The organism is Flagellimonas flava (genome assembly GCF_050617915.1).
Lineage (GTDB): Bacteria > Bacteroidota > Bacteroidia > Flavobacteriales > Flavobacteriaceae > Flagellimonas > Flagellimonas flava_A.
Window position 1 is genome coordinate 179,574 of sequence record NZ_JBODQE010000003.1, and the last position, 24,260, is coordinate 203,833.

Below are 24,260 nucleotides of genomic sequence, written 5' to 3' on the forward strand. Positions count from 1 at the left end.
ACATGTAACACCTGTTTTTGAAGCTAATTCCCACAAAGTTTAAACATATTGTTAGGAAAAAATTTGGGTTTCAGTTTCTATTTCATTCCTAGAAATTTAGCCTATCTCTTGAACATTAAAAAGACTAATTTAGGGGTAATGCTGGATGTCCAATTTTGCATCCGTTGATTCAACGCTGACAACCGTCAATTCCGGAAGGGATTTGGTCAATTTTAACTAGAAACCAGTAGTATTAAAACCTACTTTTGTTAGAGCGTGGATTTTTAAGAAGTTTATGTCCGACTTACCCTCTATTAGTGTTCAAATAAGTGTTTTACCCAGCAATCCGGGCGTATACCAGTTTTACGATTCGGAAGGAAAGATTCTGTACGTGGGGAAAGCCAAAAACCTGAAGAAAAGGGTGTCCTCCTACTTTAACAAGAAACAGGAGTACGGCAAAACAAGGGTCTTGGTAAAGAAAATTCACACTGTTAAGCACATTGTGGTGTCCTCCGAATCCGATGCGCTCTTACTGGAGAACAACCTGATCAAGAAACTACTGCCCCGCTATAATGTATTGCTCAAAGACGACAAGTCCTATCCCTGGATTTGCATCAAAAAAGAGCGTTTTCCAAGAGTGTTCTCCACGCGTAAATTCATTAAGGACGGTTCTGAATATTTTGGGCCGTACACCAGCATGAAAACCGTACGGACCTTGCTGGATTTGGTCAGAAGTTTATATCCCCTTAGAACCTGCAATTATGACCTGTCAGAGGAAAAAATCAATGCAGGGAAGTATAAAGTTTGTTTGGAGTACCATCTTGGAAATTGCTTGGGGCCATGTGCTGGCTTGCAATCCGAAGCTGACTATCACGGACAGATTGAGAACATCCGACAAATAATCAAGGGGAATTTCAAGGGCTCCATCCAGCATTTTAAGCAACAGATGAAAACCTTGGCAGAGCAAATGGAGTTTGAAAAAGCCCAGTTGATCAAGGATAAAATTGAAATCTTGGAGAATTATCAGGCGCGTTCCACGGTGGTCAACCCCAAGATCAACAATGTGGATGTGTTCTCCATTATTTCTGATGAGACCCACGGCTATGTAAACTTTTTGCAACTGTCCCATGGCTCCATAGTTCGTGCACATACCCTGGAAATAAAAAAGAAGCTGGATGAGACCGATGAGGAACTGCTTCAATTGGCCATAACCGAGATTAGACAGCGCTTCCAATCCCAATCCAAGGAAATTTATCTACCTTTTCCCGTCCTGGTTGAGGACAATATCAAGATTACCCTTCCCAAATTGGGCGAAAAGAGGAGAATTTTGGAACTGTCGGAACGCAATGCACGTTTTTTTAGGCAGGATAGGTTCAAACAGATCAAGATTACAGACCCTGACCGTCATGTAAAGCGAATCATGGCCCAGATGAAAGCCGATTTAAGGCTTAGTGAAGAGCCAACCCATATAGAGTGTTTCGACAACTCCAACATTCAAGGGAGCAATCCTGTGGCCGCCTGTGTGGTATTTAGAAATGGCAAGCCTGCCAAAAAGGAGTACAGGCATTTCAACATTAAAACCGTTGAAGGGCCAGATGATTTTGCAAGCATGGAGGAAGTGGTTTTTCGCAGATACAAGCGATTATTGGGAGAAGATGAAGCCTTACCTCAGCTTATTGTGATTGATGGGGGAAAGGGCCAATTATCTTCCGCTTTAAAAAGTTTGGAAATTTTGGGATTAAGAGGCAAAATTGCCATTATAGGCATTGCCAAACGCTTGGAGGAGATCTACTTTCCGGACGACCCCATACCGCTTTATCTGGACAAAAAATCGGAAAGTCTTAAGATCATACAGCAACTGAGAAACGAAGCCCACAGATTTGGGATTACCCACCATAGAAACCGAAGAAGTAAGGAGGCCATAGACTCCGAGTTGGAAAACATAGAGGGAATTGGGAAGAAAACGGCAGAGCAATTGTTGAAACAATTTAAATCGGTAAAAAGGGTCAAGGAAGCAACCATTGAGAGTCTTGCGGAATCTGTAGGTATGGCCAAGGCCAAAAAAATTTATAAATCCTTCCATTAAAAACCCATGAGATTGAAGAGCGTATTGTTAGTGATTTTTGTTTTGATGGGGATTTTGGGCATAGCCCAGGATGAATCTCCCAAGGTGGGATTGGTGCTCAGTGGTGGTGGTGCCAAGGGCATGGCCCATATTGGGGCGCTTAAGGTAATTGATGAGGCAGGTATCAAAATCGACTACATAGGCGGAACCAGTATGGGGGCCATTGTAGGGGCCTTGTATGCCTCGGGCTATTCAGCCCAGGAATTGGATTCCATTTTTAGGGTGACCGATTTTACCGAGCTTATTCAGGATAATGTGCCTAGGGGAGCCAAGACTTTTTACGAGAAAGAAGATTCTGAACGATATGCTTTGGGATTGCCTTTTACCAATTTCAACGTTTCATTTCCGCAGGCCATTTCTGGAGGCCAGAACATTTACAATGAGCTGGTCCGATTGTTATTTCACGTAAAGGATGTTCAGGATTTTGGCAGTTTGCCCATCCCATTTTTATGTGTGGCCACCAATGTGGAAACTGGGGAAGAAGTCCTGTTGGATAGAGGCTATTTGCCGGAAGCCATTATGGCAAGTGGAACCTTCCCCTCGCTGTTTGAGCCTTCGGAAATTGAAGGAGAGGTGCTGATTGATGGTGGGGTGGTCAACAATTATCCAATAGATGAGATCAAGGCCTTGGGAGCGGACATCATAATTGGTGTGGATGTACAGCATGGATTGGCCACTAGGGAATCCTTGGAATCTGCTACGGAGATTCTATTGCAGATCAACAACTACAGAACGGTCAGGGACATGAAAAAGAAGGCCCAACAGACAGACATCTATATAAGGCCTGATATTGATGACTTTTCCGTGATCGATTTTGATCGGAGTTTGGAAATTGTGGAGAGTGGTGAGATTGCCGCTTATGCCCAAATGAAAGCGTTGAAGGAGATTGCAGCTAGGCAGCAAACAAAGTCAGCCCCCAAAAAGAGGATTGCCGTAAAAGATAGTCTGGTCATCAACCGTCTGATTTTGGAGGGGAACGACCGCTATACCCGAGGTTACATTAAGGGGAAGTTACGGCTCAATCTGGCAGAAAAGGTAGCTTTCGAAAAACTAAAACAGGGGATAAACAACTTATCCGCAACAGGAAACTTCAAGGCCATTAGATATGAACTGGTATCCAATGGTTTGGGCACAGATCTCATTCTCAAACTCAAAGAGAACCCAACAAAGATGTTTATTAAAATGTCTGCTCATTACGATGATCTTTATAAAAGTTCCGCTCTGATCAATCTGACCAAAAAGAACTTTTTGCTCAAGGACGATGTGGCTTCCTTTGATTTTATTGTGGGAGACAACATCCGTTACAATATGCAGTACTATCTGGATAAAGGGTACTACTGGAGTTTTGGGATAAACTCCAAATTCACAAATTTTAATGAGGAAATTGACTATAACTTGATCAGAACCAACTTTGATGCCCCCAATGACCCCAACATTAGGGAGATTAATTTGGATGTTACCGATTTGACCAACCAAATATATCTGCAGACCGTGTTACGGGAGGAGTTTGCATTTACGCTGGGCCTGGAACACAAATTGCTTCGCTATAGTACAAGAACTTTGAATCAATTTGCAGATGAAACGGCGGAAGCTTTTTTGCCCGAACCTTCGGAACGTACCTTTTTTGATGATTCAAGCTATTTTAGTGCCTATGGTAAAATAACCTTGGACACCTATGATGATAAGTACTTTCCTTCCAAAGGACTTTACTTTGATAGTGATTTCCATCTGTATCTTTTCTCCTCTGATTTCAACGATAACTTTAGGGAATTTTCTGTGGGAAAAGCAAGAATGGGGACAGCATTTACGCTATTTCCAAATTTGAGCCTTAATTTGGAAACCGAGGGGGGTGTAAAATTGGGAACTTCAGGTGTAACTTCCTTCGATTTTGTGCTTGGCGGCTATGGCAACGATTTTGTAAACAACTTTACCTCCTTCATGGGCTATGATTTTCTTAGTCTTCCCGGCAATAGTTTTGTGAAGGCCTACGGCCGTTTGGATTATGAGGTGGCTCCCAAGAACCATATCTTGTTTACTGCCAACTTTGCCAATGTGGCCGATGATCTTTTTAGGACTGGCGATTGGTTTTCGGAACCCACTTATTCAGGATATGGCTTGGGTTATGGACTGGAATCTTTTTTGGGGCCAGTTCAAATCTTCTATTCCTGGAGCCCGGAAGTTTCGGAAAGTAACTTTTTCTTTAGCTTGGGCTACTGGTTTTAGTTTGGGAATCCCTTATTTATTGGCAAAACCTCTTAAAAAACTGTCAATTTTTTCCCCCTTCCATATCAAAATTGATAAAAGATAGTTAAAGTCGCCTTAAAACTTATTTTCCTACAAAACCTTGGCTTATCTTTGTTGGCATAAGGGGTGGTTCCCTTATAACTTTAAGTATTGGTTTTTCATAATTTAAAGTTTGGTTGGTTATTTAGGAAAAGCCCAGTTTTTACACTGGGCTTTTTTTATACATACTATTTTGGAACAAGATTTGTTTATGTAATAGTAAGTTAACCTGCTAAACATGTGATTTTAGTAATTTTATGACGACAAAATAGTTATGAAAAAGTTTTTTGCCCTTATCATCTTATTGCTCTTGACCCCTATTGCAATACTTGGCCAATCTCCTGCATACAAGAGTGGGGAATGGTTAAAATTTCGAATTCACTATGGTATTCTCAATGCAAGCTATGCCACCTTGCACCTAACTTCTGATACTATAGAAAAAGTACCCGTTTATCACGTTGTGGGATTGGGAAAAACCACTGGCTTTGCCAGCATTTTTTTTAAGGTGGATGATAGATATGAGAGTTACTTTGGAAAAAATGACGGTAAGCCCTACCGTTTCATCCGTAAGATTAGTGAAGGAGGGTATACCCGGGATGTGGAAATCGACTTTAAATATGACCAGGACAAAGCCATTTTAACGGACAACAAAAATGGCAAGGTCATGGACATTCCGGTACACACAGATGTGCAGGATTTGTTATCAGCCTCCTATTATTTGAGAAACCGATATGGGCTGGATGATTTTGAAGTGGGCAAGTCCATTGATCTTGATATGCTGTTTGATGATGAAGGAATTTACAAGTTCAAACTAAAATATTTGGGAAAAGAAGTGATTCGCACCAAGTTTGGCAAGGTAGAATGTCTTAAATTTAGGCCCATTGTACAATCTGGCCGTGTATTTAAGGAAAAAGAGAGCCTTACCCTATGGGTTTCCAATGATCTCAACAAAATTCCGATACGTATCAAGGCCGATTTGGCCGTTGGTTCCCTAAAAGCGGATTTGGATGGTTACAACGGATTGCGAAACCAGTTTAAAATAATAATGAGATAGTAGTTAATGAGGAATGATGAGCGAATTGAGTCCCAAATCAATAAGCTTGAAGAGAAGTATAAAAACTCTGGACAAGACCTAAGTTCCTACCTAGACGGGCTCCTTTACCAAAAATATCTTACCTACTGGGATTATATCCATTTAGACACCTTATTGAGTATTCAGGTGCCCCGCACCCATTTCCCCGATGAGGAGATATTCATCATGTATCACCAGATTACGGAGCTTTATTTTAAGCTCATTTTGCACGAGCAAAAGCAAATTGTGGAGGATAGGTCCCAAGATGTGCAATATTTCATTGAAAAGGTCAATAGGATCAACAGCTATTTTAAGGCGCTCATATCCTCTTTTGGAATCATGATCAAGGGGATGGAACGTGAACAGTTTCTCCGATACCGAATGGCGTTACTTCCAGCCAGTGGGTTTCAATCCGCCCAATATCGGATGATTGAGATCTATGCAACACCTTTGGAGAATCTAGTCCACCATACCGAGCGGGACTCCTTTTCAAACAAAAACAGTATTGAAGAGCTTTTTGAGCACATTTATTGGAAAAAGGGCGCTACTGATTTGACCACTGGAGAAAAAACACTTACCCTTAAACAGTTTGAGTTTAGGTATACCCCACGCTTGTTGAGAATATCCAATCAGGTGAAGGAAAGTACTATCTACCACAAGTACCTACAGCTGCCCGAAGAGCATAGAAAAAATGGGCAATTGATCAAATCCCTTAAAGAGATGGATGTCAACGCCAATGTCAATTGGCCCTTGATGCATATGGGTTCTGCCTATAGATATTTGGCCAAGGAAAACAAGGAGGTTGATGCTACCGGAGGAACCAATTGGAAAGACTTTTTACCCCCAAGTTTTCAGAAAATAATATTTTTCCCAACTTTGTACTCGGAAAATGAGCTGGATACATGGGGAAAACAGTGGGTTGACCACATTTTTAACCCAGCAAATAAAAGATAGGAATGCAGAAATTTTTTGGGGCAATTCTCGCATTGATGTTATTGATATCCTGTAAGGAGAAACAGGAATTGGTACAACAACTGGAGCCGGCGGAACCGGTTCAAAAGCCAATTGTAAAGCGCTTTGGCTTCAATTTGGATGAGTTCAATGTGGTTTATGATACCATACAAAAGGGGGAAACCTTTGGCGAACTTATGCTCAAGAACAAGGTGGATTACCCCAAGATCATTCATATTGCTGAAGAGTATAAGGACACCTTCGACATTAGAAGAATAGACAGGAAGCCCTACGTGCTTTTAAAATCCAAGGACACTTCTGAATCGGCACAAGTCTTCATTTATCAGAATGACAAGATCAATTACACGGTTTTTGATTTTCGGGACAGCACGGCCAATGCCTATAAGGGAAGAAGAAAGGTAAATTCAGTGGAACGTGAAGTTGGTGGGGTAATTGAGAACAATCTTTCTGAAACTTTGGATAACCTGGGCGTTGATTACAATGTGACCATTGACCTGTCTGAAATTTATGCGTGGACCATTGATTTCTTTAGATTGGAAAAGGGGGACAAGTTCAAACTCATCTATGACGAACATTTTATCAATGATTCCGTATATGCGGGCCGTGGACCTATAAAAGCAGCTTTATTTGAGCACAAGGGTAGGCCCATATATGCATTTCCCTATGTGACGGATTCGCTGAAAAACATTTTGGATTACTACGATCAGGAAGCCAATAACCTTCGAAGCACCTTTTTGCGCGCTCCTATCAAGTTCGGATATCGTTTGTCTTCCCGCTATAACCTAAAGCGAAGAATTGCCTATTATGGGTACAAGGTAAGACCACATAAAGGAACGGACTATGCTGCTCCAATTGGAACGCCGATTATTGCCACGGCAGATGGTACGGTTACGGAATCTACCAGAAGAGGAGGCAATGGCAAATATGTAAAGATTCGGCACAATGGAACTTACAGTACCCAATACCTGCACATGAAAAAGCAGAAGGTGAAGCGTGGGGAATTTGTCCGCCAAGGCGATGTAATTGGATGGGTTGGGATGACCGGAAATACGGGAGGACCCCATGTTTGCTATAGATTTTGGAAAAACGGAAGACAGGTAGATCCCCTTCGGGAAAAGTTACCTGCCGCAGAGCCCATTGTTGACTCCTTGCGGACCGGTTATCTAGCGCACATTGATCCTTTAAAAACCCAGTTGGACTGTATTGAATATATCCTCCTACCCAAAGAAACCGAGGATTTGCTTGACTCTGAGCTTGAAGAAAACCAACTAACCCTTAACCCTTAAAATGGCATTACCCAAAATAAACCCTACTACCACCCAAGCCTGGAAAAAACTTCAAAATCATTTTACCCAAACCCATAAAACCCATTTAAGGGAGCTTTTTGCAAATGACCCACAGCGTGGAACAAAATTTAGCTTGCAATGGGAAGATTTTCTTGTTGATTTTTCAAAGAATAGAATAACCCAAGAGACGGTTGATTTGCTTTTGGAATTGGCCGAGGAAGTAGGCTTGAAAAACTCCATTGACAGTTACTTCAAGGGGGATTTGATCAATCAGACGGAAGGAAGAGCTGTTTTACATACTGCTCTTAGGGCGCAAAAAGGAGATGAGGTTTTGGTTGATGGGCAAAATGTGGTTCCAGAGGTTTTTGAGGTAAAGGAGAAAATCAAGGCTTTTTCTGAAGCTGTGATTTCAGGTGATAAAAAAGGGTTCACAGGTAAGGCATTTACTGATGTGGTCAATATTGGCATTGGAGGATCGGATTTGGGTCCAGTAATGGTCACCGAAGCACTGAAATTTTATAAAAACCATCTGAACACCCACTTTGTCAGCAATGTGGATGGTGATCATGTGCACGAGGTTCTAAAAAACTTGGACCCAGAAACCACCCTTTTTGTGGTGGTGTCCAAAACATTTACCACACAAGAAACTTTGAGCAATGCGCTAACCATAAAAAAGTGGTTCTTAGAGCACGCTTCCCAAGCGGATATTGCCAGGCATTTTGCAGCGGTTTCCACAAATCAAGAAAAAATTGATGAATTTGGAATAGCCCAGGAAAATGTGTTCCCCATGTGGGATTGGGTAGGAGGTCGTTTCTCACTTTGGAGTGCGGTTGGACTTTCCATTGCTTTGTCTGTGGGGTACAATAATTTTGATGCACTGCTTTCAGGGGCCAATCAAATGGATTCCCATTTTCAGGAAGCTCCATTTACAGAAAACGTACCGGTTGTTTTAGCATTGTTAAGTGTTTGGTACAACAATTTCTATGGTGCCGAGACCGAGGCGATTATACCTTATACCCAATACCTAAATCGATTCTCGGCCTATCTACAGCAGGGAATCATGGAGAGCAATGGCAAGAGTGTGGATCGAGCAGGCCAAAGAGCCAATTATGAGACGGGAACCATTATTTGGGGCGAACCTGGAACAAACTCGCAGCACGCTTTCTTTCAACTTATCCATCAAGGCACCAAATTGATTCCAACAGATTTTATCGGTTTCAAGGAGTCCCTACATGGGGATGTGGACCATCACAATAAATTGATGGCAAATTTCTTTGCACAGACAGAAGCCTTGATGAACGGTAAAACCGCCGAAGAAGTCAAAATTGAATTGCAAGCGCAGGGATTGTCCCAGGAACAATTGGAAACCTTGCTTCCGTTTAAGGTTTTTGAAGGTAATAAACCCACCAATACCATTCTAATTGACAAACTCACCCCAACGAGTTTGGGAGCTTTGATAGCCCTTTATGAGCACAAAATTTTTGTTCAGGGCACTGTTTGGAACATCTTCAGTTTCGACCAATGGGGCGTGGAGTTGGGCAAGCAATTGGCCAAGAATATTTTGGCTGATATTGAGAATTCAGGAATTGGCAATCACGACAGCTCAACACTTCATCTTCTGCAACATTTTAAGAAGTAAATTAAGGGGTTAGCATTCTTCGGGAAAAAAGCTAAATACTTCTTTGTCAGCTCATTTTAAATGTTAATTTTATATTAATATTTTAGCTTTTTCTTAACTTTCCCTTAATCGGGATAACTCAGAAATACGGCACTTTTGCAGGGCTATTTAAACTATTTAAACACTAGAAAATGAAAACAATTTACTTGGCATTTGTGGCTATGCTTACATCAACTATGGCATTTTCACAAGGGACCATCACTGGTACTGTGGTGGATGGAGAACTGGGAACCGGGCTTCCCGGGGCAAGTGTGGTGCTTCAAGGCACAGACAATGGAACATCAACCGACTTTGACGGTAACTTTACACTGGAAGTATCGGGCGACTCGGGTACTTTGGTAATTTCTTACATTGGATTTGTTTCCAAAACCGTTTCTTTCAGCTCAACAGGAAGCGTAGGAAGAATCTCATTACTTCCAGATGCAGAAGAACTGGAAGGTGTAGTGGTAGTGGGAACAGGGATTATTGACTTGGCTAACGACAGACAAACCCCAATAGCAGTTTCATCTGTACCAATTAAAGTAATCCAAGAAAAAATAGGTACCCAGGATGTTACGATGACCTTGGTGAACACTCCTTCCGTTTACGTGTCGGGTCAGGCAGGTGGTTTTGGAGATACCAACATGAGGGTGAGAGGTTTTGATCAGGACAATACTGCCTTCCTTTTGAACGGGCAACCCATCAACGGGATGGAGGATGGATTGATGTACTGGTCCAACTGGTCTGGTCTTAACGACATCGCGTCAGGGGTACAGATTCAAAGAGGTCTAGGTTCTTCCAAACTTGCGATTTCATCGGTTGGGGGTACAGTGAACTTTGTGACCAAGGCAACGGAGATGAATGAAGGTGGATTTGGATACACTACGGTGGCGAACAACAATTACCTGAAGACTTCTGCCGGATATAACACTGGAATCTCTGAAAAGGGATGGGGTGTTAGTGCGATGTTCTCTCACTGGCAAGGTGATGGTTTCAACGAAGGAAACTATGGAGAAGGTCAAACGTATTTCTTGTCCATAGGATACAGACCAAGTGATAAGCACAATTTCAACTTCTTGATTACGGGTGCACCGCAGTTCCACGATCAAAACTTTACCAAACCCATTTCCGATTACTTGGAGTATGGATTGAATTACAACAACAATTGGGGAATGTATGAAGGGGAGTACATGACCGAAAGAAGAAATTTCTACCACAAACCAGTTTCCAACTTGAACTGGGACTGGAACATCAATTCTACAACCAGCTTATCCACTGTGCTTTACGCCTCTTGGGGTAATGGTGGTGGAACTGGAGATCGTGGTAACAGAATTAGAACCGCAGAGGGTAGAATAGATTATAATGCAATATATGCACAGAATGCACAAGTCCCCAATGGAGCTGGGGTCTACTTTGGAGCAGATCCTGCGTATATTACTAGAGCTTCCATGAACCTTCATAGCTGGTATGGCTTGATATCAAACTTGGAAAAGAAACTTTCTGACAATCTTACATGGAACGTAGGTTTCGACCTCAGAACATACTATGGGAAACACTTTAGGGTAGTTTCCAACTTCCACGGCTTGGACTCTTGGCGGGAGAATATCCGTCTTAGAGATCAGAACAACAACCATGATACGTTTGGAAGTTTTGGAACTTATAAATTTGTGAATGCAACTGAGAGTTTCAGGCCCTCAGGATGGTCCGCCGCCTTTAACAGCTATGACGAAACGGAAAAGATTGCGTACAATAACGAGGAACGAATTTCCTATGGAGGTTTATTTACCCAGTTGGAATATGCAACGGATCAGTTCTCAACCTTTTTCCAAGGATCTATTTCCAACCAATACCATCAACGGTTTGATTTGTTCCAATATGCCGATCAATCCCTTATTGACGGAACTTCCCCACAGTGGACCGGGGAGCCATTGCCAGCAGGTATAACCGATGGGGTAGATTCTGAAAAAATAAACAACTTTGGATATAATGCCAAGGCAGGATTCAGTTATAAGCCCGATACGCAAAATAGTTTTTATGCCAATGTCGGATATTACAACCGTCAACCCTATCATGATAACATTTACTTGAACTTTACCAACCAGGTAAATCCGCTGACCGAGAATGAAAAGATTTTTGGATTGGAAGCAGGGTATGGATTCCGAAGCAATATTTTCTCTGCCAATGTGAATTTGTACAGAACTTCATGGAAGGACAGGGTAGTTACCAGTTCTGATGTTGTTAACGATGTTGTGGAGTTCACTACAAATTTTGGAACAGAGCAATTGCACACTGGGGTCGAATTGGATGCCAAAGTAAGACCTAACGATGTAATTTCCTTTAATGCATTTGCCTCTATCGGCGATTGGAAATATCTAGGAGAAGCGGTTACCCAGGTAACTGATGAGGAACGAAATGTAATCAGTACTGAAACCGTTGATTATGATGGTGGTAAAGTTGGTGGCGCCGCACAACTATCAGGCGGACTGGGTGTAAACCTTAGATTCAATGACATGTTCTCTTTTGATTCTGATTTTAGATACTATGATAATCTCTATGCAGATGTGGGAGCTATCAAGGAAAACTTGGAATTACCTTCGTACAGCATTGTTGATGCAGGATTGACTTTCACCATTCCTGTAGGGGCAGATAGATCTAACAGATTGAAGGTAAGAACCAATATGAACAATGTTTTCGATACAGAGTACATTTCCAGGTTGACAACTGCCAACATGGTTGAGGCTGGAGACGAAACCTATGATGGTTTAAATGTTTCTAACCGAGGTTTCTTTGGATGGGGAAGAACTTGGAACTTGACGTTGAGATACGATTTCTAACAGCTACCCGTTATAATATCAAACCCCCGCCAAAGGCGGGGGTTTTTTATTTGCAAAATCCGTACTTTTAGGATTCACAAACTAAACTCATGGAAATTCTAAAAAACCTGCATTCCTATTTCGCTTATATTGTTTTGGCCATATTGATTTTGGCCTTCGTAAATGCCCTTATGGGGCTTTTAGGCAAAAGAGAGTTTGCCATGCACAAAGATTTAAGAATAAGTCTTTTTGCATTGATATTGACTCATATCCAACTACTTATAGGCCTTATCCTCTACTTTGTATCCGCAAACGGATTGCAAGCCATTCAGACCTTGGGCATGGGCGGCCTTAACTCCGCAGCCCGCTTATTGGCCGTGGAACACCCTTTTGTCAACATTTTGGCGGTGGCATTGATCACCATAGGTTGGTCCAAGCATAAGAAAAAAGAAACCAGTAATGCCAAGTTCAAGAGCATTACGATCTTTTATGGATTGGGATTGCTGTTTATCTTAAGCCGTATTCCTTGGGGACAGTGGTTTAGTTAAGCTCCCTTCCTAGCTGGCATATTGAACAGATAGGCCTTATTGATTTTGCCGGCCTAGTCTGTTTTCGTATCTTGGTTTCAACAAAAAAGCATAGCCCTTTGCGCCTAGCGCATAGGGTTTTTGTGTTTTAATGGGAATAGTATTCCTGTGCCCAGCCTCTATTCAACCTCACGGTAGCGTATCTATTAATTAAATATAAAACCATGAGAATCTTAACCTATTTATTTGGCTGCGTAGCGGTCATTTTACTAATTGCCTGTTCAGGAGGGTCTTCAACAAAAGACATTACCCAATCCCCCTTTTATTGGCCGCCTATGGAAATTGACACCACTAAGCTTTTAAGCCAAAAATTCTTTAGCAAAATCCATAAAAACAACTTGGGGCGCTATGTTTTTGCCAATGAAACCATAGACAGGGAATGGAAGGACGAAGGCAAATTTGTAACCACCTATGATATGTCCAAAATGGATAAGGAACCCTTGTTCTGCAGATTGTTCATCAACTACAATGTAGGTCCGGCCGAAATTTTTAAAAGGTTCTCCTTGAATCCAGGGATACCAAGAAATGCACATTTGAGGTATGACTATTTTGTGGACAGCCTGCAGGCAGATGACTACTACAATTACAAAACCTCCAAAGAAGAAAGGGGCTGGGAATCTGTTCGTTATCCCATCTTTGAACCTGGGGTTCTGGAAGAATCAAATGAGGAAGAAACCGAGATCAGCATACAACAGGCCCGGATATGTGAAGCCTTGTTAAAGCATCAAGGATACATAAAGTCATTAAAGGACAATTCCGTGTTATTGGGGTTACGATATTCTTTGGCAGATGGTAGTTCTGGAGGAGGATGGGCACATAAAAAGACCCTACCGCTTGCGGAAGGGCAAATATGGCTCACCAATGTAGATAAAGGTCTGGAATGGATTAGCAAGATTCCAAAATTTAAGATTCCAGAACCTTTTGAGCGAGATAAAAGATTGGAAAAAGAGGCGCTGAGGTTAATGCAGAGCTATGCCAAAAACAATGGTTGGAAAGAAAAATTTAAAAAAGCCATAAAAACCAGTGATTATCGCATCAAACGCAATAAATTTTCCGGAGTAATTGAGGGCCGTACCATAACCTTTGCCCTCATTGCTGAATGGCCTGATGGTTCATGGACCAGCCAATATTTCAATACCTCTCAGGTACACGAGGGAGGAAATGATTTTGGAGGCCTTAGTTACCATGGCACGGGCGATCAACACCTTATTTGGGGTGATGCAGTTGATCTATAATCTGACTCTTGGGAATTAATCCCGTGCCTCTTTTATTAAAAACAAATACACCGGAAAATGGTCACTGTACCCTCCGGTGTAGTTTTTTCCAGAATAAGTGCGTTTGGGATACCCCTTATATTTTCCATTTTGGGTTTTAATAAATTGGGGAGCAAAGATTTGAGTTTGCCAAAAGAAAAACCCAGCTTCATTTTCATGGACCAGGTTGGGAGTCATAAAAAATTGGTCAAAAAGGTTCCACTGGTCTCGGTAAGCCAAAGTTCCCATTCCTCTTTTGTACATTTTCTCCATAGGGTTAAAAAGGGAAAGGCTGTCCAATTTGGAGGAATCTCCCTTGGTTTTTAATATCTTTTTTAAACTGTGGTCTCTGGGATCATCATTAAGATCACCCATTGCAATGATCTTTGCATCTGGGTTCAACCTCCTTATGGAATCCATGATTCTTTTGTTAAGCAAAGCAGCCCTAACCCTTTTGGGTTGGCTTTTAGTGGCACCTCCTCGTCGGGAAGGCCAGTGATTCACAATAAAATGTAGTTCTTCCTGATCCATTATACCGCCAACAACAAGCTGGTCCCTAGTATAATCCCGTTCTCCCATTTCATCAAACAAAAGCAGCCTATGGCTTTTAAAGGAGGTAGGGATAAAAACGGATTTTTTATAGAGCAAGGCTACATCAATGCCTCGGGCATCAGGAGAGTCAAAATGGACAATGCCGTAATCTTTTGCCCGTAAATTAGGATGATTCACCAAATCTTCCAGTACCCCTTTATTTTCCACTTCACAAAGTCCTAGAATGTCAGGTGAGGTTCCTGTCTTTTCCTTCCCTAACTGGGCCATGACCTGGGAAATGTTATTAATCTTTGCCTCATAGCGATTTTCTGTCCAGCGGTAGGCACCTTCAGGGGTGCGATCATCATCAAAGATTAAGGTGTCGTTGGTGGTGTCAAATAGATTTTCAACATTATAAAAAGCAACAGTTCTGATTTTGTAGCTCGCTTCATTTTGTCCCCATAGACAAAACGGCAATAGTAGGAATGAGTAGGTTAAAATTTTCATTTGGGTTTTGTTTTCTGTACTAAAATTACTAAGATTGTTCGCTTTTCTTACAAAACATCTAGTAATAACCCCAAATTTTATTCTGATTAACCTACAAAGGCTAACAAATGAGAACAGCTATGTTCTTTGTGCTGCTATGCTATACCAACCTCCTTTTTGGCCAGCACAGTATAGAAATTTCAGGGACCATAAAAGATGGGTCAAACCAAATTCCTATTTCGGGGACTTCTATAAAAATAGAAGGATTTCAACAAGAATATCATACTGGGGTTGAAGGTAGTTTTACCATTGCCCTGAATTTTGAGGGGGATTTTATAATTCACATATCGGCCCCGGACTACTTGCCCAAAACATTTGAGCTTTTTCTGGAAGGTGAACCTATTGATTTGGGAGACATTTTTTTGGAAAAGGATATTACCCTGGAAAAAAGTGACAATCTCATAACCTTGACAGATAACGAACTTTCGGATGAGGATGGTTTACTTTCAGGATCTACGGGAATGTTACAGTCCACTAGGGATATCTTCCTTACCCGAGCAGCATTTGATTTTGGACAGGCATTTTTTAGGATTCGTGGATACGACTCCCAGGAGGGGGAGGTATTGATCAACGGAATCCCTTTAAACAAAATCTGGGATGGAAGACCGCAATGGAACAATTGGGGCGGACTCAATGATGTAATTCGAAATCAGACGTACACCCAAGCCTTGGAAATGAACCCAAATACGTTTGGTGGAATCTTGGGAAACACCAATATAGATATAAGACCTTCTGGATTGAGATCAGGTCTACGGGTTTCCAGCTCTATGTCCAACAGAACGTATAGGAGCAGGTTAATGGCGACCTACAGTTCAGGGTTACTGACAAGTGGTTGGGCCTATTCCCTTTCTGCCTCCAAAAGATGGGCTGTTTCAGGCTATGTGGATGGTACTTTGTATGATGCCCACTCCCTTTTTGGTGCTCTGGAATATAAATGGAACAACAAAAACAGTTTGGTCATAAGTACAATTATGGCAAACAATAGAAGAGGTAGATCAGCGGCACTGACCGAGGAAGTATTTGACTTGATGGGAAATCGCTACAATCCATATTGGGGGGCTCAGAATGGGGAGACTAGAAACTCAAGGGAACGCAAGATTTTTGAACCCATGTTCATGGTCAATCACTTTCTTCAATCCAATAAAATGAATTGGACTACGGGAATTTTGTATCAGAATGGTAGCGTGACAAAAGATAGACTTGCTTACTTTAACGCACAGAATCCAGACCCTACCTATTACAAATATATTCCCAGCTATCATATCAATGGTTCTTTTGGAGCCGATTTTGCCAATGCAAACTTGGCCAAGGAAGCTTTATTGGATCATCCGCAATTGGATTGGGAACAGATTTACGCGGTGAATAACAATTCCCTCGGTGAATCTGCGTCCTATGTGCTTTCTGAAGATGTACAGAACGAAGAACGGCTAATGTTGGCAAGCAATATGCGATTGGACCTTGGGGAGAGTTTGGAATTGGGTCTAGGGGCAAACATGGAAGTTTCGGGTATCCAGAATTATGCTAGCATCAAAGATTTACTTGGAGCTGAATTTCTAGAGGATAGTGATTCCTTTTCATCCACTCGGAACGATGTTCTTGGGAATCCAACCAAAACCGAAGGAGATAGGATAAGCTACAACTTTGAATTGGATTCCAAAAGACTCAGGGGTTTTGCACAAATGCAAATCAAAAGGAAAAAGTGGAATGCATTTGTTTCAGGAGAACTGTTTCAATGGCATGCTCAACGGAATGGATTGTTTCAAAATGAACGATATCCCGATAACTCAATAGGTAAAGGGGAGGAAATTTTATTCGCAGGGTTAAGCGCGAAATCAGGAATGACCTATTTTTTAACCGGGAGGCAGTGGTTAACGATTAATGCCGCAAAAATCAACCGAGCTCCATCACTTCAAAACCTATTTATTAACCCAAGAGAGAACAACCTAATTGTTCCTGATATTCAGAATGAAGCACAATCCGCAATTGATGTTGGTTACTATATCCGGTTACCGGATTTAAAAGGCCGCATTAGTGCTTTCTATACCAGATTTCAACACGCAACGGATGTCAATTTCTTTTTTGTGGATTCAGGCTTAGGCTCGGATTTTGTTCAGGAAGTGATTACGGGTTTGGACAAGTTACACAAAGGCTTGGAATTGGGTTTGGAGTACAAGGCCTCCAACGAACTTAAACTTTCCTTGGCGGGGAATTTAGGCAGCTATGTATATGCCAGCGACCCGGACATTCAGCTCTATTTTGACACTGCTGGCAACGAGGAAGACCTAATCAATAGTGAAGGGAGTGTGCAATTGGGAACAGCGACGATCAAGGGGTTGAAATTGGCTCAAGGCCCACAAACAGCACTTTCACTTGGAGTAGAATACCGAAGTCCAAAATATTGGTGGCTGGGGACAACGGCGAACTATATGGATCAAAGCTATGCAAACCTAAGTACCATAAAGCGAACCCAGAGTTTCTTATTGGATCCTGATACCCAGCGACCACTTCCAGATGTTACCCAAGCCGATGTTGGCAGATTACTAAAACAACAAAAGTTGGATGAAATTTATCTATTAAACCTGATAGGTGGAAAGTCCTGGTTGGTGAAAAAGAAATATATAAGTGCCTTTTTGAGCGTGAACAATGTATTCGATTCCGTATTCAAGACTGGAGGATATGAACAAAGTAGAAATGGGAACTATCAGCAAATGCTACAAGATAATTTAAGTGGAACCCCATCTTTTGGCCCCAAATATTGGCACAGTTACGGTAGGACCTACTTTTTGAATCTTGCTATAAACTTTTAAAGACGAACAAATGAAAATGAAAGTGGGGATTCTTGTGAAAGGGTTGGTCATGTCAACAATTGTTTCAGCCTGTGTTCCGAATACCGGTTTTGATACACCCCAGCCGAACTGTAATAATATTTTGTCTGCCAACACAACGTTTCAGGAATTGGAAGAGATGTATTCTGGTGACGCATTTCGGATACAAGAGGATTTGATCATTGAGGGTTATGTCATCTCTTCAGATGAAGCAGGTAACTTTTTCAATGAGGTTTATCTCCAAGATAAGACCGAAGGTCCAACAAAGGGGCTTCTTTTGGAAGCGGAACTAAGTCCTGCATACCTACATTACCCACTTGACACAAAGGTATTTGTCAAGCTACAAGGATTGTTTTTGGGAATGAGTGGCGAAACCTTAAAGATTGGCAGTTCATTTACTTCCTTTGGCAATGTTTCCGTAGGGCGATTACCCGCTTTAAAGGTACAAGACCATCTAATACCGACCTGTGGCGAAAGAGGGTCGGTGGTACCCTCTCCAACAACTATTTTGCAGTTAGATCAGGCGGGATTAAATACTTTAATCAAGCTTAATGATGTGGAATTTGGTGAAGAAGAACTTGGCCTGATCTATGCAGAACCCCAAGAGGAGACCATTCGTGTCCTCCAAGATTGTGAGGAAAATAAAATAGAGTTATTAACCAGTGGTTATGCCGATTTTCAGCAAGAACTACTGCCAGAAGGTAAAGGAAGTATAACTGGGATCTTAAAAAGGGATGGTGAAAAATATCAATTAGTGATTAGGGATATTACAGATTTGGATTTTGCCAACGAGCGGTGTCCAGAGATAATAACTGAGTTTACCTCCAAAGAAATTTTCATTTCGGAATTGGCAGATCCAGATAATAATACGGGAGCCCGTTTTGTGGAATTATACAACTCGTCCAGCGAACCACTGGATTTGAATTTATGGACCTTACGCAGATACACCAATGAAAAAACGGAAATTAGCTCTTCTATAGATTTATCGGGCCAAGTGATAGCCGCAAAAAGCACCCTTGTAATTTCCCCCAACGCAGAGGAATTCGAACTGGTTTATGGTTTCCCTCCGGATGTAAGCGTTTCCACCAACAGCCCTGCAGATTCCAATGGCGATGACAATCTTGAGCTTGTGGATCCCTTTGGAACCATAATCGACGTCTTTGGTGTAGTGGGCGAAGACGGCTCAGGGACCAACCATGAGTTTGAGGATGGGCGTGCACTTCGGAACCCGGAGGTAACCCAAGGAAACCCAACATACATTTTTGGGGAATGGATCATTTACAATGATACAGGAGACGCAGGGACAATCAACCAACCCCAAAATGCCCCAGGAGATTATACCCCTGGGCAGTTTAACTAAAACGGCTTATACCCAAACTTTTGTCCCCCCACGGAGGCATCGGCCATAAGGCCAGCTTTGGGAAGGGCAAATACGGCAACGCCGTCCTTGTATTTGGCATTAAAGGCAATCCCGGATTTCAGGGCAACAGCACTGGTTTCTGCAGCAAACTGGAATTTCCCTTCTTTAAATCGTTCCAAATCAACGGCGGTTTCAAAAAAGATGACTTCAATAATGGCCTGTCCACCAGCCTGGAACCCTACGTTCAATTTTTTCAGATTGGCCATGCCTACTACCTCTCCATTTTCATAAACCGCCCCATTCCCAGAAGCACCTCCAATTATAAATCCACCTTTGCCCACATTGGGGAAAAGCACATAGCCGGCAGAATTGTCAAAGAATCGTTGTAGACCCCTATCGGCTTTCAAAAGGGTTTTTTTGGCCCGTTTGGCATCATTGATGATCTTACGGTCTTTTTTATTTTGTGCTGTGGTGGTAAATGCGAAGAGCATAAGGGCCACCAAGGCAAAGGATTTAAATAGTTTCATGTTCCTGTTCTTTTTTATCCCATCAAAATTAAAAAATAAACCCCGTCCAAAGAGGAAGGGGTTTGCCAATAATTGTTAAACAATGAATCAATCCACGTTGGATGGAAAAAGCTTGTGATTCATCACTTCCTTCATTTGGTTGACATGTCGTTCTGTATGACCGGACATGAACAGGATCAACTGGACCCCATCTATAGTTCCAAAGGGCAAATCGCTGCTGTAAAGATTTCTTAGGTCATCCTCTGTGCTTTCCATATAGGAGATGTGCTCCTCACGCTTGTCCATGAAAGCTTTTAAGGTTTCATCATGGGACCCAAATTTCCCGGAAGGTTCAAAAGGTTCTGCTGTTTTCACCTTGTTGGAACGGTCCAGAATGATTCCCATAAGTTGTTCGTCATTCATTTTTACAGAGTCTTTCAGAGCAGGATTTGGGCCAGCGGCCACTGTTTTTTGGATAAGACCCCCAAAAGCATTTTCCGAAATGGTCAAGTGCTCTACGCAGTCTGCAATGGACCAAGCGTCTTCTTCCGGTTTAAAGGTTAATTGGGCCTGGCTCAATCCTCTCAAAACTTTGGACATTTGATCACGTGTTTCCTTAAGATGATTCACTACCTTTTTCCGATCATCCTCGGAAAGTTTATTGGTATCTGCACTAAAGCTAAATAACAAGAGTGCAACTAATGGCAAAATCAATTTTTTCATGTGTGATGGATTTTAGATTACTGTAGGTGCCTTATTATATAGACGTTTAAAGATAATCCAATTGGACATCTTTAGGAACATATTTCATCGAGAGCCAATAGGATGAATTCAAAAATAGTGCAAAATTCCGCCTCTTATAGGGCCATATCTGCCAAATTATGGCCTTAATTGGGCAATTCGTAGGAGGAGCAGAAGATGATTTCATATAGATAATATTTATGTTTTAATAGTATTTTAATATGAATTGTCTATTCTTTGGAAAGGGGATTTCCTATCTTTATAAAGGTTAAAAAATCACATTAAAACAACATACTATCATGAGCAAAGAATTAGCAAATTCAGCAGGAAATGGAATGGATGAGGGCATGTGTCCATTTCTCAACGGAACGCTGAAACAGGGAGCTGGAGGGGGAACCTCCAACCGCGATTGGTGGCCCAACCAACTCAATTTGAACATCCTTCGCCAGCACTCTAATCTGGCAGACCCCATGGATGCGGATTTTGATTATGCCACCGAGTTCAAATCCTTGGATTTGGAAGCTGTTAAAAAAGACCTAACCGACCTAATGACGGATAGCCAGGACTGGTGGCCGGCAGATTATGGCCATTATGGCCCATTCTTTATTCGTATGGCTTGGCACGCAGCTGGCACCTATCGTATTGCCGATGGTCGCGGTGGTGGTGGAACAGGCTCACAACGATTTGCACCCTTGAACAGCTGGCCGGACAATGCCAACTTGGATAAAGCCAGATTGTTATTGTGGCCTGTTAAGCAGAAATACGGGAAGAAAATTTCTTGGGCCGATCTGTTGATTTTGGCTGGAAATATTGCCCATGAATCCATGGGACTGAAAATGTTTGGGTTTGCGGGAGGCCGAGAAGATATTTGGCAACCAGAAGAAGATATTTATTGGGGTTCTGAAGCCGAATGGTTGGGGAACAAGGCAAGGTATAATGAGGATGGAGAATTGGAAAAGCAACTGGGAGCGGCCCATATGGGATTGATCTATGTAAATCCGGAAGGACCCAATGGAAATCCTGATCCTATTGCTGCCGCCCATGATATAAGGGAAACCTTTGGCAGAATGGCAATGAACGATTATGAAACCGTGGCTTTGATTGCTGGGGGACATACGTTTGGAAAGACGCACGGAGCCGCCAGCGATGCCGAATATGTGGAAGCTGAACCTGCTGGGGCCTCTATTGAAATGCAGAGTATGGGCTGGAAGAACAACTTTGGTTCTGGTAAGGGAAGCGATACCATCACTAGTGGTATTGAAGGAGCCTGGACAGATACCCCTGCCCAATGGAGCCATAAGTTTTTGGAAAATCTTTACGCATACGAATGGGAATTGACCAAGAGCCCTGCTGGAGCCCATCAATGGAAACCTAAAGATGGGGCCGGAGCTGGAACCATTCCAGATGCGCATGACCCAGAGAAAAAACATGCACCTTTCATGCTGACCACGGATTTATCATTGCGTATGGATCCAGAATATGGAAAAATCTCCAAACACTTTTTGGAAAATCCGGAGGAATTTGCTGATGCTTATGCTCGCGCTTGGTTTAAATTGACGCATCGTGATATGGGACCGGTAAGTCGTTATTTGGGCTCGGATGTACCTAGCGAGGAATTGATTTGGCAAGATCCTGTTCCTGCCGTTGATCACGATTTGATCAATGATGGAGATATCTCTGAGTTGAAATCCAAGATCCTTGATTCTGGGCTGTCTATTTCGCAATTGGTATCTACTGCTTGGGCATCTGCATCTACTTTCAGAGGTTCGGATTACCGAGGAGGGGCAAATGGGGCGCGAATCCGTTTGGCGCCACAAAAGGACTGGGCAGTAAACAACCCAGCCCAATTGTCCAAAGTTTTGGAAACCTTGGAAAATATCAAGAATGACTTCGGAAAAAAAGTTTCCCTGGCTGACTTGATTGTTCTTGGAGGTTGTGCGGCTGTTGAAAAAGCGGCCAAGAATGCAGGCCATGACATAACGGTACCTTTTACACCTGGTAGAACCGACGCTTCTGCAGAGCAGACAGATGCAGAATCTTTTGAGGTTCTAGAGCCAGTAGCAGATGGTTTTAGAAACTATTTAAAACGAAAGTACTCCGTAAAATCAGAAGAGTTATTGGTGGATAAAGCCCAATTGCTTACCCTAACCGTTCCTGAAATGACAGTATTGGTCGGTGGAATGCGGGTCTTGGATACCAATGCCGATAAATCCCATCATGGGGTGTTCACCAATCGTACAGAAACCCTGACGAACGATTTCTTTGTTAATCTTTTGGACTTGAATACCACATGGTCTGCAACTTCTGATGATGATGAGGTGTTTGAAGGACATGACCGTAAGACTGGGAATTTGAAGTGGACCGGGACCAGGGCGGATCTTATTTTTGGATCCAATACGGAGCTGAGAGCCATTGCTGAAGTTTATGGAAGTAGCGATGCCCAAGGGAAATTTGTGGGCGATTTTGTTTCCGCTTGGAACAAAGTCATGAACTTGGACCGATTTGACCTTGCGTAAGAAAGGTCTTCAATAGAAAAGGAAAATTAAACACAAAAGACTGTCACACCCACCAAGGTTGTGGCAGTTTTTTTATAATTTTAATTGATCAAATGAGCAAGATAGAAGAGCTTTTCAATGCGTTAAGAAATGGCGATAAAGTTGCCGTTTCCGCATTGTTGGAAAATGACCTAGCCCTCTTGGAAACCAAAGATGAAAGGGGGTCTACCCCATTAATTTTGGCCACATACTACAATCACAAGGAAATTACCGAATTACTTTTGGCCCAAGGCGCCAGCATAGATGCCACGGATGGATCGGGGAATACTGCCTTATTGGGCGTTTGTTTTAAAGGTTATACCGATTTAGCTGAACTGCTGATCAAATCCGGTGCCAATGTGAACCATGTAAATAGCATGGGAGCCACGGGCCTAATATATGCCGTTACCTTTAATAGATTGGACATGGCACAATTACTTATCCAATATGGAGCCAATATTGACGTTAAAGATGGAAGGGGAAATACTGCATTGGATCAGGCCAAAATGCAGGAAAATGAAGATTTGATAAAATTATTGGAATCAAAAACTTAGCCAATACCATATGGATTCAAAGGAACAGCTTAACCTCATCAAACGAATAAAGGCCTTGGCAGAAGCTGGCCTGGTGTTCACCCAGGACGACTATGATAAGGAACGTTATGAGGAACTCAAGAGCATTAGTTTAAAATTGATGGCATTTGTGGCTGATGAACCCATGGAAGTAATACAGGACTTTTTTATGCCCCAACAGGATTATCCCACACCCAAGGTGGATGTTAGAGGCTTTGTCTTGAATGATAAGGACGAAATTTTGATGGCCAAGGAAAGTGTGGATGGCAAATGGACCATTCCCGGAGGTTGGGCCGATATTGGGATTACCCCGTCCGAAATTGCCGTCAAGGAGATTGAAGAAGAGACTGGGTTAAAGACGGAGGTCGTTCGGTTTTTGGGCGTTTACGATAAGCAGGTTCACCCGCACCCGCCGGAGCCTTACTACATCTATAAACTATTTTTTCTGTGCAGGATAACAGGGGGAGAATTAAAGGCAGGATTTGATATGCTCGATGCTGAGTTTTTTCCTCTGGATCAACTCCCAGAACTTTCCCAAGAGCGCATTTTGGAAAGCCAGTTAAAACATCTCTTCCAACTGGCAAAATCTTCGCAAACCGATGTTTATTTTGATTGAAA

At 42.2% G+C, this 24,260-nt stretch carries 17 protein-coding genes; 14 read left to right on the forward strand and 3 right to left on the reverse strand.

The features are described from left to right. Positions 1–274 precede the first annotated feature (274 nt). The 9 genes from uvrC to ACRHOZ_RS09440 all read left to right on the forward strand — a co-directional run bounded on the left by uvrC (position 275) and on the right by ACRHOZ_RS09440 (position 14,009). Positions 275–2,065: an excinuclease ABC subunit UvrC gene (gene uvrC / locus ACRHOZ_RS09400; protein ID WP_431125002.1), complete on the forward strand. Its 1,791-nt coding sequence runs from the start codon at positions 275–277 to the stop codon at positions 2,063–2,065. Between the two features lie 6 nt (positions 2,066–2,071). Next, positions 2,072–4,327 carry a patatin-like phospholipase family protein gene (locus ACRHOZ_RS09405; protein WP_431125004.1) on the forward strand — a complete coding sequence of 752 codons (2,256 nt, stop codon included), beginning with the start codon at positions 2,072–2,074 and terminating at the stop codon, positions 4,325–4,327. A 334-nt stretch (positions 4,328–4,661) separates the two neighbouring features. Further along, entirely contained in the window at positions 4,662–5,441 is a 780-nt protein-coding gene (locus ACRHOZ_RS09410; RefSeq protein WP_420401188.1) for a DUF3108 domain-containing protein, read from the forward strand. A gap of 6 nt (positions 5,442–5,447) precedes the next feature. Then, positions 5,448–6,413 (forward strand): tryptophan 2,3-dioxygenase family protein, encoded by a 966-nt coding sequence (locus ACRHOZ_RS09415; RefSeq protein WP_431125007.1) that lies wholly within the window; start codon positions 5,448–5,450, stop codon positions 6,411–6,413. Between the two features lie 2 nt (positions 6,414–6,415). After that, complete coding sequence (locus ACRHOZ_RS09420) at positions 6,416–7,717, forward strand: M23 family metallopeptidase (RefSeq protein ID WP_431125010.1); 1,302 nt, start codon at positions 6,416–6,418, stop codon at positions 7,715–7,717. A 1-nt stretch (position 7,718) separates the two neighbouring features. Beyond that, positions 7,719–9,356 carry a glucose-6-phosphate isomerase gene (gene pgi, locus ACRHOZ_RS09425; RefSeq protein WP_431125012.1) on the forward strand — a complete coding sequence of 546 codons (1,638 nt, stop codon included), beginning with the start codon at positions 7,719–7,721 and terminating at the stop codon, positions 9,354–9,356. Between the two features lie 170 nt (positions 9,357–9,526). Next, a complete protein-coding gene (locus ACRHOZ_RS09430; protein ID WP_431125014.1) occupies positions 9,527–12,208 on the forward strand; it encodes a TonB-dependent receptor in 2,682 nt (893 codons plus the stop codon). Between the two features lie 89 nt (positions 12,209–12,297). After that, positions 12,298–12,735 carry a hypothetical protein gene (locus ACRHOZ_RS09435; protein WP_420401183.1) on the forward strand — a complete coding sequence of 146 codons (438 nt, stop codon included), beginning with the start codon at positions 12,298–12,300 and terminating at the stop codon, positions 12,733–12,735. Between the two features lie 203 nt (positions 12,736–12,938). After that, positions 12,939–14,009, forward strand: coding sequence for a hypothetical protein (locus tag ACRHOZ_RS09440; protein WP_431125016.1), 1,071 nt, complete (start codon positions 12,939–12,941; stop codon positions 14,007–14,009). 15 nt (positions 14,010–14,024) lie between these two features. On the opposite strand, the gene ACRHOZ_RS09445 is transcribed toward ACRHOZ_RS09440, so the two are convergent. Continuing rightward, positions 14,025–15,065, reverse strand: a complete 1,041-nt coding sequence (locus ACRHOZ_RS09445) for an endonuclease/exonuclease/phosphatase family protein (protein WP_431125018.1) — start codon at positions 15,063–15,065, stop codon at positions 14,025–14,027. 107 nt (positions 15,066–15,172) lie between these two features. Here ACRHOZ_RS09445 and ACRHOZ_RS09450 point away from each other — a divergent pair, with 107 nt between their 5' ends. Together ACRHOZ_RS09450 and ACRHOZ_RS09455 are read left to right on the forward strand one after the other, a co-directional pair. Next, positions 15,173–17,911 carry a TonB-dependent receptor gene (locus tag ACRHOZ_RS09450; RefSeq protein ID WP_431125020.1) on the forward strand — a complete coding sequence of 913 codons (2,739 nt, stop codon included), beginning with the start codon at positions 15,173–15,175 and terminating at the stop codon, positions 17,909–17,911. Between the two features lie 10 nt (positions 17,912–17,921). Then, the gene (locus ACRHOZ_RS09455; RefSeq protein WP_431125022.1) at positions 17,922–19,289 is read left to right on the forward strand and encodes a DUF5689 domain-containing protein; all 1,368 of its coding nucleotides are present in this window, start codon (positions 17,922–17,924) and stop codon (positions 19,287–19,289) included. Here ACRHOZ_RS09455 and ACRHOZ_RS09460 read toward each other — a convergent pair. After that, on the reverse strand, positions 19,286–19,816 hold the full coding sequence (locus ACRHOZ_RS09460) for a hypothetical protein (RefSeq protein WP_431125024.1): 531 nt from the start codon (positions 19,814–19,816) through the stop codon (positions 19,286–19,288). The two genes, ACRHOZ_RS09455 and ACRHOZ_RS09460, sit on opposite strands and share 4 nt — an antisense overlap. A gap of 87 nt (positions 19,817–19,903) precedes the next feature. Beyond that, complete coding sequence (locus tag ACRHOZ_RS09465) at positions 19,904–20,518, reverse strand: DinB family protein (RefSeq protein ID WP_431125026.1); 615 nt, start codon at positions 20,516–20,518, stop codon at positions 19,904–19,906. 317 nt (positions 20,519–20,835) lie between these two features. On the opposite strand from ACRHOZ_RS09465, the gene katG reads away from it, so the two are divergent. The 3 genes from katG to ACRHOZ_RS09480 all read left to right on the forward strand — a co-directional run bounded on the left by katG (position 20,836) and on the right by ACRHOZ_RS09480 (position 24,258). Then, the gene (gene katG / locus ACRHOZ_RS09470) at positions 20,836–23,052 is read left to right on the forward strand and encodes a catalase/peroxidase HPI (RefSeq protein ID WP_431125028.1); all 2,217 of its coding nucleotides are present in this window, start codon (positions 20,836–20,838) and stop codon (positions 23,050–23,052) included. Between the two features lie 92 nt (positions 23,053–23,144). Then, positions 23,145–23,624: an ankyrin repeat domain-containing protein gene (locus ACRHOZ_RS09475; protein ID WP_431125030.1), complete on the forward strand. Its 480-nt coding sequence runs from the start codon at positions 23,145–23,147 to the stop codon at positions 23,622–23,624. A gap of 10 nt (positions 23,625–23,634) precedes the next feature. Beyond that, the gene (locus ACRHOZ_RS09480; protein ID WP_431125032.1) at positions 23,635–24,258 is read left to right on the forward strand and encodes an NUDIX hydrolase; all 624 of its coding nucleotides are present in this window, start codon (positions 23,635–23,637) and stop codon (positions 24,256–24,258) included. The last annotated feature ends 2 nt before the right edge of the window (positions 24,259–24,260 follow it).